This window comes from Asanoa sp. NPDC049573 (genome assembly GCF_040676615.1).
GTDB lineage: Bacteria > Actinomycetota > Actinomycetes > Mycobacteriales > Micromonosporaceae > Asanoa.
Map to the genome: position 1 here is coordinate 50,291 of NZ_JBFAPI010000014.1, position 14,454 is coordinate 64,744.

The window sequence follows — 14,454 nt, forward strand, 5'->3', positions numbered from 1 at the left end:
GCGAAGGTCGCCGATCGGTCCTGTCGACATCGGCCTGTGGATGACCGGGCGCGTGCTGCGGACATTCGCCGTGGGCGTTGGCTGGTGTGGTCGAGGACTCGCGGTCTCATTTGTCGACGCCGAGGTCGTTCGCTTTGCCGTCAGATGGTTTGCGGGCCGTGCGCATGACCAGCTCGAGGGATCCGCCGGGGATGTCCAACGCGCCATGGCCGGCGCGGACCGTGCCACGCGGGCACTCCTGGCGAGTCGGCGTCACCTTGAGCCGGAGCGAGCAAGTTGATGCTGCATTGCGCTTGCGACGCCCGCTGGCCGTTGGCCGCCAGGCGAGCGACAGCTCCGCTGCGATGCAGCGATCCTGGCCGCAATCGCCGGCGACCGAACGCCGGCGGCCCACCGAACCTTGGTTTTGTCCCGTCGCGAAGCTGATCACCACCATGACCCGACCGACCGCCCTCTACCTGGCCTGGTCCCGCTGGCGGCGCATCCACCAAGCCCGCGCCCGCACCAGGCGGTAGCTCACTCGGTCCACGTTGCGGGTTCAAGTAACTCGCAAGGTCCGTACAAGTGTTGAGGCGGACAGTCATCGCGATGGGCCGGAGCGCACGGTCAGCGCCCGGCGATCTTTCACGGAAGGAAGCACCATGCGCAGACTCATCGCGACGGTCTCGGCCACGCTGGCAATGGCGGCGGCCCTGGTCACCGTCGGGACACCGGCGCAAGCCGCCAGCCCGACTGGCTCGTTTGGTAGCGAGTACATGTCCATCTACGTTGACGGCAGGGGAAGCTACCCCTCCGTGCAAATCTGCGATGACAAGGCGGACGGTCAGCGGGTCCGGGTCCAGGTCTCCGGATCCTTCGGTGCATCGGCCTGGGCCGAGGACGCCAACGGGGCCAACACCACGTGCGGCTACGGCTACTTCAGCCCGGCCCCAAAGTCCGGCGAGCGGCTTACAATCACAGGCTGGCGGCAGAACGGCACGAACGGCACGCCCAACAATTGGGTTCAGGGCGCGTTTACGTTCTCCGGCTGACCTGACCCCCCACCACCTTGGCGTCATCTCCCACGATCAAGGCGTCCTGCCCGTCAAATACCCTGAGGGGTGCCTTGATCGTGGGCTGACCCAGTCATGCCCGACTTGTCGCGTCAGCCGCCCACGTACCGGTGAGATCACTGCGGTCGGCCCCTGTCGGAGGATGTCTGGGTGCAGGTGATCACCGCGAGGTGCCCGAGGTGGATCTTCCCGGTTCACTGGGCTGCAGCCCGTCCAGTTCCGCCGATTGGCAGTTTTGCGGTAGCGGTAGTGGGCCCGTCGGTCCGCGCATCGCCGCCAGTTCGGTGCTGATTGCGTCGGCTTCGCCCGCACCGATCGACTGGAAGGTCGCCAAGGCTCGGCCCAGCAGGTCGGCCGCCGTGGCGCTGTCGCCGGCAGCGAGGGCGCAGCGGCCCAGCCCGGCCAGACTGTGTGCCTCGTACCAGCGGCTGTGTGTGCGGCCCACGATCAGGAGGGCCTGCTGGTGGAACTCGGCGCCGGTCTGCGGGTGGCCGGTCAGCCGGTGCAGCGTGCCGAGCTGGTTCAGCGCCTCCGCCTCGCCGATCCTGTCGCCGATTCGGCGCAGCATCGGCAGCGACGTGTCCAGCAGCTCTCGGGCGGCGGCGAGGTTACCCATGTCGCATTGCACGCTGGCCAGATAGTTCAGGGCGTTCCCTTGTCCATGGTCGTCCCCGATCTCGCGATGCATCTGCACACAGCGGGAGAGCGCCGCGGCGGCGCCGGCCAGGTCGCCCTGTCGCTGCAGGATGGGACCGAGGTTGTGGAGTACCGCCGCTTCGCCCAGCCTGCTGCCGGTTCGTTGGGTGATGGCGAGGGCTCGGTGCAGGGCTGCGGCGGCACCGGGCAGGTCGCCGGCCTGCTCCAGTACCGGGCCGAGGTTGACGAGTGCGGCCGTTTCGCCGAGCTGATTCCCCAGTTCTCGGTAGCCACGCAAGGCCCGCTTGAGCGCGTCCGCTGCGCGCGCGTAGTCGCCCAGCGTGTTGCGCAGGCCGCCTAGGGTGCTCAGAGCCGCCGCAACCCCCAGGCCGTCGCCGAGATTCCGGTAGCGGGAACAGGCCTGCTCCAGCAATTCCAGGGCCAGAGAATGATCGGCGGTGAGATCCGCCACCTCGCCGAGATGGAGGCAGGCGTTGGTCTCGCCGAGCTGGTCGCCGATGCGGCGGTAGTGGGTCAGCGCCTCTTTCAGGGATTTCGTTGAGGCGGGATAGTCGTCGAGGAGCTGTTCGGCAACTCCCCGGTCCAGGAGGGCATTGGCTAACGCCTGTGGCTCATCCAACCGGCGGGCTGCCACGACGGCCGCCGAACTGACGAATTGGGCCGTCCGCCACGGCCCGTCGATGCGCAACACGGAGGCCAGCCCGATGGCCAGCGGGATAACTCGTTCGGACTGTGCGTGCCGGGTCGCATGACGTAGCAGCGTGAGGAGACTGGCTCGTTCGGTCCGTAGCCATGCCAGGGCCTCGCGCGTAGTGGCCAGTGCCGGGTCCGAGGACAGCGGGGCACAACCGGTCGAGCCGGTCAAACGAACAGTCGGCCGAGGATACCGGCTGACTCGCCGGTCGGCCCGGGTCGCGACCCGGGCCAGATAGCCGTAGACGCGGTCAAGCGCTGCCTCCCTGTCGGCATCGCCGTCAGCGAGCGTATGCGCGTACTCGCGGATCATGTCGTGCATCTGGAACCGTCGGTACGACGATTCGGTCAGTAGGTGGTCGTGGCAGAGCGCGTCGAGCTGTTCGGTGGCCTGGTCGACGGTGGTGTCGTCGAGCGCCGCGGCGGTGTTTGGGGCGATGTCGATGCCCGGATACGCGCCCAACCGGCGAAAGAACCGTCGCAGACGCGCAGGTAGGTGTTGATAGGAGAGGTCGAACGCGGCAGCGACGGTTCGCATCTCAGCCCGTACGGAGATCATCCTGGTCCGGGTCTCATCGATCAGCTGATCGACGCGCCAGGACGAATGCTTGATGAACACGGAAGCCAGCAGAGAGATTGCCAGTGGCAGGTGCCCACACAGGTCGACCAGCCGCGCCACGGCGTCGGGTTCGTTCCGGCCACGCGGGGCGAGCCGGCTGAACATCTCCGCCGCGTCAGCAGCCGGCAGCGTGTCCAACTGGATCGGCGTCGCGTCGAGGTCGGCCAGTCGGCGCCGGCTGGTGACCAGCACCAGGCTCCCCGCGCTGCCGGGCAACAGGTGGCGGACCTGATCGGTCTCCAAGGCATTGTCCAGGACGAGCAGCGTCCTCCGCCCGGCCATCCGGGCCCTCCAGAGGGCCGCCCGTTCGTCCAGTCCGGGCGGCAGGTTTTGCGTGGCTACACCATCCGCGGCCAGCAACGCGGCCAACGCCTCCATCGGGGTGACCGGTTCCTGGCCGGCGGTGTGCGCATGCAGGTCGACGAACAATTGCCCGTCGGGAAATCGACCGGCCATCTGGTGACCGATTCGGACCGCCAGAGCTGTCTTGCCCACACCAGGCATGCCGTCGATCGCGTAGACGGCGACCGCGCTCCCCGCCGCTGAGCCTGCCTCTGCCACAAGTCCGATCTCCCGCTGTCGGCCAAGGAAGGTTGCCGAGTCTCGGGGCAGCGTGCACCAGCCGATTTGCGGGCTCGGAGGGCTGGCCGAGGACAGTGAGGCCGAGACGACTGATGAGGGATGCTCGTGCGTCGATGAACGTGACACGGCGACGTGTGGTGGATTCGCCGCAACCTGCTCGGCGACCTGATCTTGAGGTTGCCCCCCGTGGTGTACCTCGTCTAGTGGTGACAGGACGGGCTCCAGGCTGGGATCGGCGATCAGAATGCGCTGGAACCGCTCTTGGAGCGCCGCGCCCGGATCGACACCGAACTCTCGCGCGAGTCGCTGCCGAAACTGGTGATAGTGCTGCAACGCCTCCGCCTGCCGGCCGCCGCGGTGCAGTGCGAGCAGGTACTGCCCGGCGAGGCGTTCATCGAGAGGATGTGCCGTCGTCGCGGCAGCGAGTTCGGGCAGTATCTCGTTGTGCCGGCCGAAACGTAATGCAAGATCGTGACGTTGCAGTTCGACCGTCCGACGCTGCCGATGCAGGTTCTCCCGGATGGTGGTCGCCCACGGTGCGTCGAGGCCGGGGAGTGCTTCTCCCCGCCACAGCGCGAGTGCCTGTCCGCACAAGGCGAGCGCCCGCTCGTCGTCGCGCATTGCGGCCACCGCGGCCAGCAGGTGCTCGAAGCGCCGCATGTCGATTGATTCATCGTCGACGGCGAGGACGTAACCGTCAGTGTCGTGCCGGATGTCGACATCGGTCGCGGCCCTCAGAGCCTTCCGCAGACGGGACACGTACCCATAGAGGGTGCCGAGCGCCCGCTGCGGAGGATGTTCCCCCCACACCCGGTCGATGAGACGGTCGGTGGAGACCGGTCGGTTCGCGTCGACCAGGAGTGCCACAAGTACTGTCCGTCGTCGTGAATGACCCACCTCGATCAACTGATCGTTGAGGCGTACCTCGATCTGACCGAGCAGGGAAAATCTCGTTCCCACTGCCGCCCGCTCGGGCACCTCGTCACCGTCCTCCGGTCAGCCAGGTCCAGCCCTGGCGCAAGGCACATTTGGTGTCGGTCGCGGACAGTATCGCCCACGCGCCCGGCTGCCGATGCGCTGTCATGGCCGAAGACCACCGTCCTGTCCGCAGCGGCAGCCTCCGCCGAGGGAGCGATCAGGCGGCGCTTGAACCCGGGCCAACGACTTTGTCGGCTCCGCCTGATTCTCAATGCTGTTTGTCAAGCGGCGAGGGCGGTTACGGGCTGCCCTTCTTCGTAGGGACGGTCGTCGGGCAGCTCACCGTCCAGCGCCTGATGCAACTCACTGGAATGGGACGCACATGGATCTACGACCCTGCTACAAGCGCTCGCCGCCGACAGCCACGCCCAGCAAGTGTCCCGCGGGCGTTGGCGAGGCGCCGCCGGATAGGAATCTCCGCGCGGACGTCCGTTCCCGCGTGCGCGTCTGCGCACGTCAACGCGCGGACGGACCACGGACGGACGTCCGCGCGGCTCCCACCGCGACTGAGAGGAGGCACAAACGATCAATAACGACGAACCAACGAGCGTCGCCGAAATGCGCACATCGCGCAAGACGAAACGCTGGTCATCGAGGATGGCCAAGTCACGACGTCCGTAGACGTCCCTCTGTCGGATGCAGCCGCCGACGCTCTGTGGCGCGGGCCGTCGGTGGGTGGCGGGCCGGGTGTGAAATCGACTGCGCCCGGAAGAATCGACAGGCATGAGGATCGCCTTCTACGGACGCGTGTCGACCGAGGACCAGCAGGACCCAGCAACGCGAAGGGCTGGCAGCTTTCCCGCGCTCGAAGCCTCATCACGCCCGCGGGCGGGGAGATCGTCGAGGAGTTCTTCGACGTTGGCTTGTCCCGGTCTCTGCCATGGAAGCGACGCCCTGATGCGCTCCGGACGCGACTCGCTCGGCTGACCGGTCACGGTGGACACGCAGAAGCGTGGCCCGACGGGTTCCTGGCCGACTACGCGAGAGCCCCCAAATGCCGGTCCGCTTCTCGATCGACCATCGTATGGTGCGCTTAAGGGATCCGGTCACCCGCATCAGGCGTGAAGTCGTAGGCGCGCGGTGCCAGCGCACCGCCATCGGTTCCAGGTAAACATCTGGAAGGTCCCGGTGGTCGCGTCGACCTCGCCGTTCGGGCGGAAGGTGACATCGGAGAGGATGCCGAGAATGCGGCTGCCGAGGTGCGCTCGCGCCCATGCGACTTCGTTGCGGGTGGCGATGATGGAGGCGCCGTTGGTCTCGGTGCCTTTGGCCTCCAGCCAGAGTGTCTGTCCGTCCCTGGTGGCGATGGCGTCGTAGGGGTTCCCGAGGCGGACGTCCTGCACCGTCCAGCCGTCGTTGGTGAAGTGCTGCATGAGCATTTCCTGTGCTGCGTCCTCGACTTTCTTGCGGCGCGCTGGGTCCATTTGCCAGCCCTGTCGGGGCGTGCTGCGTGCCGGTGGGGGCGTGGCGAGGTTCAGGTGCTTGGCCCAGATAGCTTCGAGCTTCACTGCTGCGGCCGATGGTAGAACCCAGCCGCTGGCTTGTGGCCGAAGGGCAGGCCGGTCGCGCGCCAGCGCAACCCCGTCTTCAGCGACGACCACTGGGACGACAACCGCGCCGGAGGCATCGCCAAGCATATTGCCACGGTTTGTGGGCCAAGCCAGTCGTGGCGCTCGTCTCCAGTCAGTTCGATCGCGCCGAGGACGTGCTGCACTCCGCGCTGCCGCTGCTACGCACGGCAGGCCACAACCCGCTTGCGGCGCTCGCCGCCGTGACAGTCGCCCAACTGGCCCTCAGCCGAGGCGACCATGAACGCGACGAGACCTACCTGCGCCAAGCCCGCGAACTGGCGCCCCGACCCGGAGACGGAGCACCTCGTCCGGTCAGAGATACCAGGTCTTGTCTAACGTCAACCGTTCGTGGCGTTCAGGTAGTGGAGGGTCGCGGCGTAGGGCCGAGGCACGGGGGCAACCTCGATACCGGTGGTCATGAGTTCGGTTCCGCGGAATGTTCGCGACGTGTCCTTGTCGTCGATGTCCCATACGCGGTAGGTCGCTTCCGCGTCCAACCCTTGAAGCCGGACCGTCAGTGCGGTCGCGGTCGGCACGTCCGGGCGTGCGAAGCACTGGATGTGGCCCGCTCCGAGGTCGGGCCGGTGGAACTGCCACGCCATCCAGGCGTCCGACGCGGTGCTGTGCGGGGTCAGCGGGTAGTAGTCGCCGAAGAAGTGTGCGGTGAGCTCGCGCCACTCGGCTGCGAGTCCTTTCAGGATGCTCCACTCAGCCGCGCCGGCGGCGGTCACGTCGAGTGCGGCGTGGAAGGCCATACCCATGTTGCTGCGCGCGTTGTAGACGTCGTCCGGGCCGCCGGCCACCCGGGTCGCGGATCCGGTCCACGGAATCCAATGGCGGATGCCGTACGTATGACACTGGTTCGCGGTCGCGTCGAAGAGCTTGTCGTCATGGATGAGGCTGACGGATCGTCGGACGAGTTCGAGGTCCAGCCGGTGGCCGCTGCCGGCGCTGTTGTCGATCAAGATGTTCGGGTGCCGTTCGCGCAGCGCGTCCCAGTAGGCGAGGTGGCCCACGACATATCTGATCTGGGTGATGCCGCGGCGACCCGGTGGATCGTGGTGCACCCAGTAAGGCAGGAACGGGTAGTTGCTGTCCTCGCGGTAGATGTCGATCTCATGCTCGCCCAGCAACGCGCCGAAGTGGTCGATGGCCCACCGGAGCGCGTCGGGGTTGCCGAAGTCGAGATGGAACGCGCCGTCCGGTCCCCAGAACGAGCTAAAGCCGGGTGGCGGCGCGAGCAGCCAGTCGGGGTGGTTTTCGTGCAACCAGGTCCCAGCCATGACCCGTTCCGGCTCGAACCACAGCACCGTTGACATGCCGAGCTGTCGGGCCCGGTCGACGATCGGTTTCAGGCCCGCCGGGAAGCGAACCGGATCCGCTGCCCAGGTGCCGACCATCTCCCATTGCGGCCAGGGCGCCTGGATGAGGTCGCGCCAGTTCGGCGGCGTCTGATACCAGCCGGCGTCGATCCACCAATGGTCGTGGACGCCGCCGGTGCCGACGGTGGCGTGATGTGCGCTGTAGGCGTCGAGCCAGGCCACCTCGTCGTCGGCGGTGTCGATCTGGCCCTCGAAGTAGTCGTTGGCCTGGGTGGCGCAGACCGGGGCGGGAAGTTCCCCGCCCCGCCGTGGCACCAGGTGGGTGATCACCCATCGGCGCCACGTGTTCTGCGCGTCGATCCAGGTGGCGGCGGACCACTGCTGCAGCGCGATCAGCGGTGTCTGGATCGATTCGCCTGGTGGGAGCCACATCTCGGTCAGCGAGGCGGCGTCGATCTCGTCGGCCGGTCCCAGGTCTTCCCGTTGGGACATGCCGCCGCGCAGCCGCAGGGTGCCGGGTTCCGGTCTGTCGATCTGCATTGCCCATTGGCCGGGCCAGCCGAGCGCGACGATGACGCCGCGCCCGCCGCTGTCGATGTTGTAGTAGGGCCAGCCGCCGCCGACGTTCGCCGCCGTCGGATCCGGGTTCACGGAGCCCTGGGTCGACATGCCGCCGAGGTTGGTGAAGGTCCGGAAGCTGCCCGGTTCCAGTGCCACGTCCAACGGCGCGAAGTCGGTGTCGCGCACATCGTTGCCGTGGGCCGTGTGGATGACGCAGTCGGTGGACGGGTGGCCGGGCGAGGGCAGGGTCAGGTCGATCGCCAACACGTCGCCGAGCGTCGGCGTCGGGTGGGCGCCCGTGTTCGTGAAGTGGACCGTCCAGGTGGTCGTCGGGAAGTCGGCGTACCGGGTGGTGACGAGGGCGACGGCGAGACCGGAGGCGGGGTCGCGCCACTCGACCGTGACCTGGGTGCGGCCGTCACCCAGGTCGAGGGTCGTCTCGGTGCGCGGCCAAGTGGCCAACAGCGTCGCCGAGTCGACGCCGTCGTAGGTGAACGAGAAGCTCACTGTTTCTGGTAGGCGAGGGTGACGGCGTAGGGCCGAGGTACCGGTGCCATGTTGACGCCGGCCGCGAGTTGCGCTCCGCTGAGCGAGCTGACCGCGGTCGGGTTGTCGACGTCCCAGATGTCGTACGTCGCCCCGGGGACGACCCCGCGCAGCTGGACGGTCAACGAGGTTGCCGGCGTCGACGGGCGGGCGAAGGCCTGGACGATGCCGGCGCCGCTGTCCGGACGGTCGAACTGGTAGGCGATCCAGTCCGCCGTGCTCGTGGAGTAGGACGTCAACGGATAGAAGTCGCCGAAGTAGCACGACTTCACCAGGTTCCATTCGGCGAGTCCGTCGGCGTAGGTCATCCATTGCTGGCTGGTCGGAGCCGACGTCAACAGGTCGTTCAGGTGGGCTTCGAGGTGCCAGCCCATCGCCGAGCGGATGCCGTAGGTGCTGTAGGCGTCGGCGGTGCCGCCCTGGCACGGGATCCAGGACGACAGGCCGAAGGTGTGGCACTGGTTGCCCAGGCTGTCGCGGAAGAGGTCGCTGCGGGTCAACGGGATCGAGCGGCGCAGGCTCTCCAGATCGAGCCGCCGCCCGCCGGACGCGCAGTTGTCGATCAGCATCGTGGGGAAAGTCGTGCGGAGCTGGTCGAGGAAGGCCAGCCAGCCCTCGACCCAGTGCGCCTGTGTCGCGCCGCGGCGGCCGGAGACGTCGGTCGCGTTCCAGTTGGGCAGCGGGCCGGTGAAGTTGAAGTCGATCCGGAACAGCTCGATGCCGCCGTCGGCGATGAGCCCGGTGAACGTGTCGACCGCCCAGTCGTAGGCGTCGGGGTTGCCCCAGTTGAGGTAGCGGTGGTCGGTGCCACCGGCGAGGAGCCATTCGGGGTGGTTGTCGTAGAGCCAGGTGCCGGGCCGGCAGCGTTCGGGCTCGTGCCACACGATGGTCTTCGCGCCGTAGGAGCGGACCTCGTCGGTGACCTCGACCATGCCGTTGGGGAACCGGGCGGGGTCGGGCTCCCACGTGCCCGTGTAGGTCCAGGCCTCGGGGTCGGTCGGGCTGACCGAGCCCGGGATCGGGAACCAGCCGGTGTCGATCCACAGCCAGCCGAGGGGACCGCCGTTGTCGGGTGTGAGGTTCTGGGCCTGGTAGGCGGCCATCACACCGATGTAGTCGCTGGCGTCGGCCTGCACCGCGGTGATCGACGACTCGGCGGCGGCCGCGGCGAGGATCGGCGCCGGGTTGGCCCCGCCGGGGCGGGGTATGTTGTGCCGCAGGAACCATTTCCGCCATACGTTCTGCGCGTCGATCCAGTCGCCGCCCTCCCACGCCAACGTCACGATCAATGGCGTGCGGATCGACTCACCCGGCTCCAGATACATCTGCGTCAGGTCCAGGTCGTACAACGTCGGCGTACTGCCGAACGGGCCGTCGTAGTTCGTCATCCCACCGATCACCGGGGCTCGACCCAGGGTGTCCAACCCGGTCTGCAGACCCCACTGCCCGGGCCAGCCCAACGCGACGATCGCGCCCTGACCGCCCCAGTCGAAGTTGTAGTAGGGCCACGCACCGCCCGGCGCCTTTTCGTCCGGGGACAGGCTCCCCGAGGTCGGCCGACCACCACCCGTCGAGAACAACTTGTATTCGCCCGGCGTCGAGCTCAACGTCAGGTCCGTCGGTGCGAAATCGGTTGCCGCCGCCGTGCTCCCGTTGTTGGTGTGGATCGTCCACGACGGCAGCGCCGCACCGTGCAGCAACGTGTCGATGGCCAGCACCTCCGAGAGCGTCGGCGTGTTCACCGAGCCCGTGTTCTCGAAATGCACGGTCCACTCGACGACCGGGAAGTCGGCGTAGGTCACCGACTCACACCGCACTACCAGGCCCGAGGTTCCGGTCCAGGTCACCGTCTGCCGCGTCCGGACCGCGTCCAGCGCGACGGTGTTCGACGACGAAGACCACCCGGGCAGCAACGACCGCGACGAGGTTCCATCGAACTTGAACGAGAACGGCGGATCATTCTCGAAGTCGAACGACAACGGCGACACCGCCATGGCCGGCGTCGGCCGGAACGCGACGCCGGCGGTCGCGAACAATGCGCTGGCGGCGAGGCCGCTTCCGATGAGCGAGCGACGGGTCATCCCCTTGCGGGGCGGGTCGATGTCCATGAGACGTCCTTACTCGTCGATGATGTGCCTCAGCCCTTGGTTCCGCCTCCTTGCACGGCGGCGGTGAAGTGGCGGAGCGTCAGGGACAGCAGGAGCGCGGAGGAGAGGATCGGGATGAGTAGGTAGACCGCCTGCACGCCGGGGGTCAGGTCCTTGTCGGCGTACTGGAACGCGGTTGCGGCGAACTGCTGGAGCGCGGGTGGGAACGTCCGGCGACTCGAGTCGCTGACCAGCGTGGTGGCGATGAGGAACTCGTTCCAGGTGCCGATCAGCGTGAAGGCGCCCATGGCACCGAAGGCGCTGCGGGTGTTGGGGGTGATGATCCGCAGGAAGGTGCGCAGCGGCCCGGCGCCGTCGATCGCCGCGGCCTCCTCCCACTCGCGTGGGAGGGCGTGGAAGAACACGCGGAAGAAGATGATCGCGGTGGGTAGGGAGAGCGCGGCAGTCGCGAGGCTGAGGCCGGTCAGGCTGTTCAGCAGGCCGATCTTGGCAAGCAGGCTGTAGAGCGGGAACACCAGGATGACCGCGGGTACGAACTGGACGATGAGATAGCCGACGGAGATGGAACGGGACGCCCAGCCGGTCCACCTGGCCAGCGCGTAGCCGGCGAGCGAACCGAGCACCAGTACGATCACCGTCACCGACGCCGTCACGATGATGCTGTTGAGCAGGTTCTCCGCCAGCGGCGGCTTGGAGATGCTCTGCGAGGAGTAGAGGTCCGGGTCGGAGACGACGGTCCAGAAGTTGCGCAGGGTGGGCTGGTCGGGCCAGAGCCGCACCGTGCCCGATCCCGGCGGGCTGCCGTCGAACGCCTGCGCGACCACGAAGAGGATCGGGAAGATCGCGAAGAGCGCGACGAGACAGGCGCCGGCGGTCTCGATCAGGCGCCGCCAGCGGTCCGGCAGGTGCCGGCGCGGACGGAAGCCGCGAACGAGGAGCCGAGCTGTCGACGGCGGTGCCGCGGCGGCCCGGCGGCCGATGGCGGCCAGTCGCCACACCTTCGACCGGTGGTAGCCGCGCCACAGGAGCCAGCCCACACCCGCGGCGACGGCCACCGTGACGAACATCAGCGCCAGGCTGATCATGCTCAGCGCGGCTCCGTACCCCATGTTGAATCCGGCGCCGAACACCGTCTGGTAGGCCAGCGACGCGACGGTCTGGGTGGCGTTCAGCGGACCGCCGCCGGTCGCGATGAAGACCAGCGCGATGTCCTGGAAGCTGGCCATGAAGTGGAACGTGCAGACAGCCAGGGCGACGACGCCGATGCCCGGAAGCGTGATGTGCCAGAAACGGCGCAACGGGCCGGCTCCGTCGGCGGCCGCGGCCTCGTGTAGCTCCTGCGGGATCCGCTGGAGCGCGGCGAGAATGACGATCGTATAGAGCGGGTAGGACGCCCAGGCGTTGATGAACAGCAAGGTCGGCCACACCGTGGTGGTGTTGACCATCAGGCTCCCGGTCTGGATGCCCAGGGCCTGCGGGATGCCGTACTGCGGGCTGATCAGCAGCAGCCACATGAAGATGCTGACCGGGGCGGACATCACGAACGGAAGCAGCGTGGCGATCTGGAGGCCGCGTCCCATCCGGCGACGGCGGTTGAGGATGAGCGCCGCGCCGAGCCCCAGGAGGAAGCTCGGCACGACGCCACCGATGGCGCGGATGTAGCTGTGTAGGATGAGCGACCCGAATGACGGGTTGTCGAAGAACAGCTGATAGTTGTGCCAACCGACGAACGGTGCGCCGGCGGCCGAGAAGGTCGACGACCGGTGGAAGCTGATGACGATGCCGCTGTAGATCGGATACAGCATGAGGCCGCCGACGAGCACGAGCGACGGGACGAGGAAGAGGATGTACGGCCATCGGGTGAGCCAGCGCCGCCGGCGCGCCGTCCGGGACGGCGGCGAGGCCGCATGCCGTCGGTCCACGCCGCCATCGTCATAGTCCAATGTGCTCGGTTCTGCGGACACGGCGACTCGCACGGCGTTTCTCCTCGGCATTCGGATGACCACGGTCGTCAGACGTTCAGCTGGGTGAGTGCCGTTTCCATGTTCTTCATGGCCGCCTTGGCGACCTCGGCCGGAGCCGAGCCCTTCAGCGCGACCTCCTGCATCGCCGGGTAGACGACGCCGTCCATCACCACGTGGATGTCGATCGGCTCCGGCACCTTGGCGAACTCGAGCTGGGCCGCCCACTGCTTGACCAACGGGTCGGCGAGCTTGGCGTTGCTGGAGATCCGCGGCGAGCCCTCGGTGTTGCCCTTCATTGCGGTCATCGCGTCCTGCGCCTTCTCGCTGCGCATGTTGGCGATGAACTGCCACGCCTTGTCCTTGTTGGCCGAGGCCGAGTGCAGCATCAGCGCACTCTCGCTCCAGAACGACGTCGGTGTTCCGAGATTCGGGATGGGCGCGCACTTGATGTTCTTCAGGACGTCAGGGAAGTCCTTGCAGATCGCCGTGACCCACGGACCGACCGAATAGGCGCCAAGGGTGCCCTTCGAGAATCCGCCGTCGGTGTCCGGGTAGCCCCAGCCGGCGACGTCCTTCGGGGTGGCCTTGTAGGTGTTGACCATCTTCGCGTAGAAGTCGAGGACCGACGCGAACTGCGACTCGGTGAAGCCGATCGCCCATTTTCCGTCCTGCTTGGTCACCAGCGACGCGCCGGTGCTCCACAGCAGCGGCAGGAAGTTCGACGAACCACGGCCGTCCGCGGTCTTTGCCTCCCAGCCGAAAGCGGTGCGGTTGGGGCCGTTCATCTTCGCGGCCCAGGCGCCGAACTCGTCGGCGTCCCAGTTGGTCGGCACCGGACCGGCGTTGGCGGCCCAGTCACCGCGGTAGGCGATGGCCCGCGAGTCGCAGTTGAAGCCGAGCGCGTAGACCTTGTCGTCGATCGTGCCGGACGCGTAGTCCTGCGGGTAGAAGTCGCTCTTGGTCTCCGACGCGGAGATGTAGGAGTCGAGTGGTTCGAGCGCGATGCCCGACGCCTTCAGCACCGGGGCGCCCTGCGAGCTCCACTGGATGATGTCCGGCGGGTTGTTGGACTGTTGGGCGGCGAGTGCCTGCGACGGGAAGGTGCCGTCGGCGACCGTGACGAACTTAAGCTCGACGCCGAGCGGCTCCGCAGCGTACTGCTTCCACATCGCCAACTGCTCGTCGGCGGGAACGCCGGTCGTCATGATCGTGAGCGTGTTGCTCGTAGGCTTCGCGCCCGATCCGCCGCGGTCGTCGCCGCAGGCCGCCAGCAGCGGGGCCGCGGCCCCGGCCGCGACCACGGCGCCGGTCATGCCGAGGAACCGGCGACGGGAGAACGGCGATGCGTGCGATTTATCGGTTTCGGGTGTGGGACGTGGTCTCGTCATCGAGAGGGCCTTTCGCAAGGGGGAGGAGACCATCGATCTCCTCCGGCCGAAGAACTGAGCCGCTGGATCCCGACCTACACGGACGCCCGGGGATTGCTCGGAACGCCGGGGTGCGTGTGCACTATCACACGCATGTTGCCAGACATCAAGAGACTTGACAACTACAGATCAACTTGCGACGGTTGGCCCCCAGTGCGCCGTTGAAACGCCCGTCGTGGAGAAGGTTCCGATGGCTTTGCCTGCTTCGCCGTTGTCATTCGACTTTGTGGACGATCCGCCGTTTTCGTTTGTCTTTGATGGGGTGTCGTCCCGGTCGTTGTTGCCGGGGTGGTCGTCGTCGTCGAGCACGGTCGCCTTGGACGCGCTGCGTGCCGCGCGAACCGTGACCTGGACCGGAACGTCGGGCCTGGTGG

The 14,454-nt window shown here is 67.5% G+C and carries 9 protein-coding genes; 1 reads left to right on the plus strand and 8 read right to left on the minus strand.

Annotated elements, in window-relative coordinates:
• Positions 1–106: 106 nt before the first annotated feature.
• On the minus strand, positions 107–436 hold the full coding sequence (locus tag AB0J74_RS27330; protein ID WP_363452813.1) for a hypothetical protein: 330 nt from the start codon (positions 434–436) through the stop codon (positions 107–109).
• A 205-nt stretch (positions 437–641) separates the two neighbouring features.
• On the opposite strand from AB0J74_RS27330, the gene AB0J74_RS27335 reads away from it, so the two are divergent.
• Positions 642–1,031 (plus strand): hypothetical protein, encoded by a 390-nt coding sequence (locus AB0J74_RS27335; protein WP_363452815.1) that lies wholly within the window; start codon positions 642–644, stop codon positions 1,029–1,031.
• Positions 1,032–1,212: 181 nt separating this feature from the next.
• On the opposite strand, the gene AB0J74_RS27340 is transcribed toward AB0J74_RS27335, so the two are convergent.
• The 7 genes from AB0J74_RS27340 to AB0J74_RS27370 form a co-directional block, all read right to left on the minus strand.
• Positions 1,213–4,581, minus strand: a complete 3,369-nt coding sequence (locus AB0J74_RS27340; RefSeq protein WP_363452817.1) for a BTAD domain-containing putative transcriptional regulator — start codon at positions 4,579–4,581, stop codon at positions 1,213–1,215.
• 1,055 nt (positions 4,582–5,636) lie between these two features.
• A complete protein-coding gene (locus AB0J74_RS27345; RefSeq protein WP_363452819.1) occupies positions 5,637–6,218 on the minus strand; it encodes a DUF3883 domain-containing protein in 582 nt (193 codons plus the stop codon).
• Between the two features lie 272 nt (positions 6,219–6,490).
• Complete coding sequence (locus AB0J74_RS27350; RefSeq protein WP_363452821.1) at positions 6,491–8,542, minus strand: alpha-galactosidase; 2,052 nt, start codon at positions 8,540–8,542, stop codon at positions 6,491–6,493.
• Positions 8,539–10,689, minus strand: coding sequence for an alpha-galactosidase (locus tag AB0J74_RS27355; protein WP_363452823.1), 2,151 nt, complete (start codon positions 10,687–10,689; stop codon positions 8,539–8,541). Before AB0J74_RS27355 ends, AB0J74_RS27350 begins: the two co-directional genes overlap by 4 nt.
• Before the next feature lie 29 nt (positions 10,690–10,718).
• Positions 10,719–12,611 carry an ABC transporter permease subunit gene (locus tag AB0J74_RS27360; RefSeq protein WP_363452825.1) on the minus strand — a complete coding sequence of 631 codons (1,893 nt, stop codon included), beginning with the start codon at positions 12,609–12,611 and terminating at the stop codon, positions 10,719–10,721.
• An 89-nt stretch (positions 12,612–12,700) separates the two neighbouring features.
• Complete coding sequence (locus AB0J74_RS27365; RefSeq protein ID WP_363452827.1) at positions 12,701–13,966, minus strand: extracellular solute-binding protein; 1,266 nt, start codon at positions 13,964–13,966, stop codon at positions 12,701–12,703.
• Between the two features lie 243 nt (positions 13,967–14,209).
• On the minus strand, positions 14,210–14,389 hold the full coding sequence (locus AB0J74_RS27370; RefSeq protein ID WP_363452829.1) for a hypothetical protein: 180 nt from the start codon (positions 14,387–14,389) through the stop codon (positions 14,210–14,212).
• Positions 14,390–14,454 lie beyond the last annotated feature (65 nt).

Coding starts and splice junctions, on each gene's coding strand:
- AB0J74_RS27330 (WP_363452813.1), bottom strand. CDS start 436: ATGGTGGTGATCAGCTTCGCGACGGGACAAAACCAAGGTTCGGTGGGC.
- AB0J74_RS27335 (WP_363452815.1), top strand. CDS start 642: ATGCGCAGACTCATCGCGACGGTCTCGGCCACGCTGGCAATGGCGGCG.
- AB0J74_RS27345 (WP_363452819.1), bottom strand. CDS start 6,218: ATGCTTGGCGATGCCTCCGGCGCGGTTGTCGTCCCAGTGGTCGTCGCT.
- AB0J74_RS27355 (WP_363452823.1), bottom strand. CDS start 10,689: ATGGACATCGACCCGCCCCGCAAGGGGATGACCCGTCGCTCGCTCATC.
- AB0J74_RS27365 (WP_363452827.1), bottom strand. CDS start 13,966: ATGACCGGCGCCGTGGTCGCGGCCGGGGCCGCGGCCCCGCTGCTGGCG.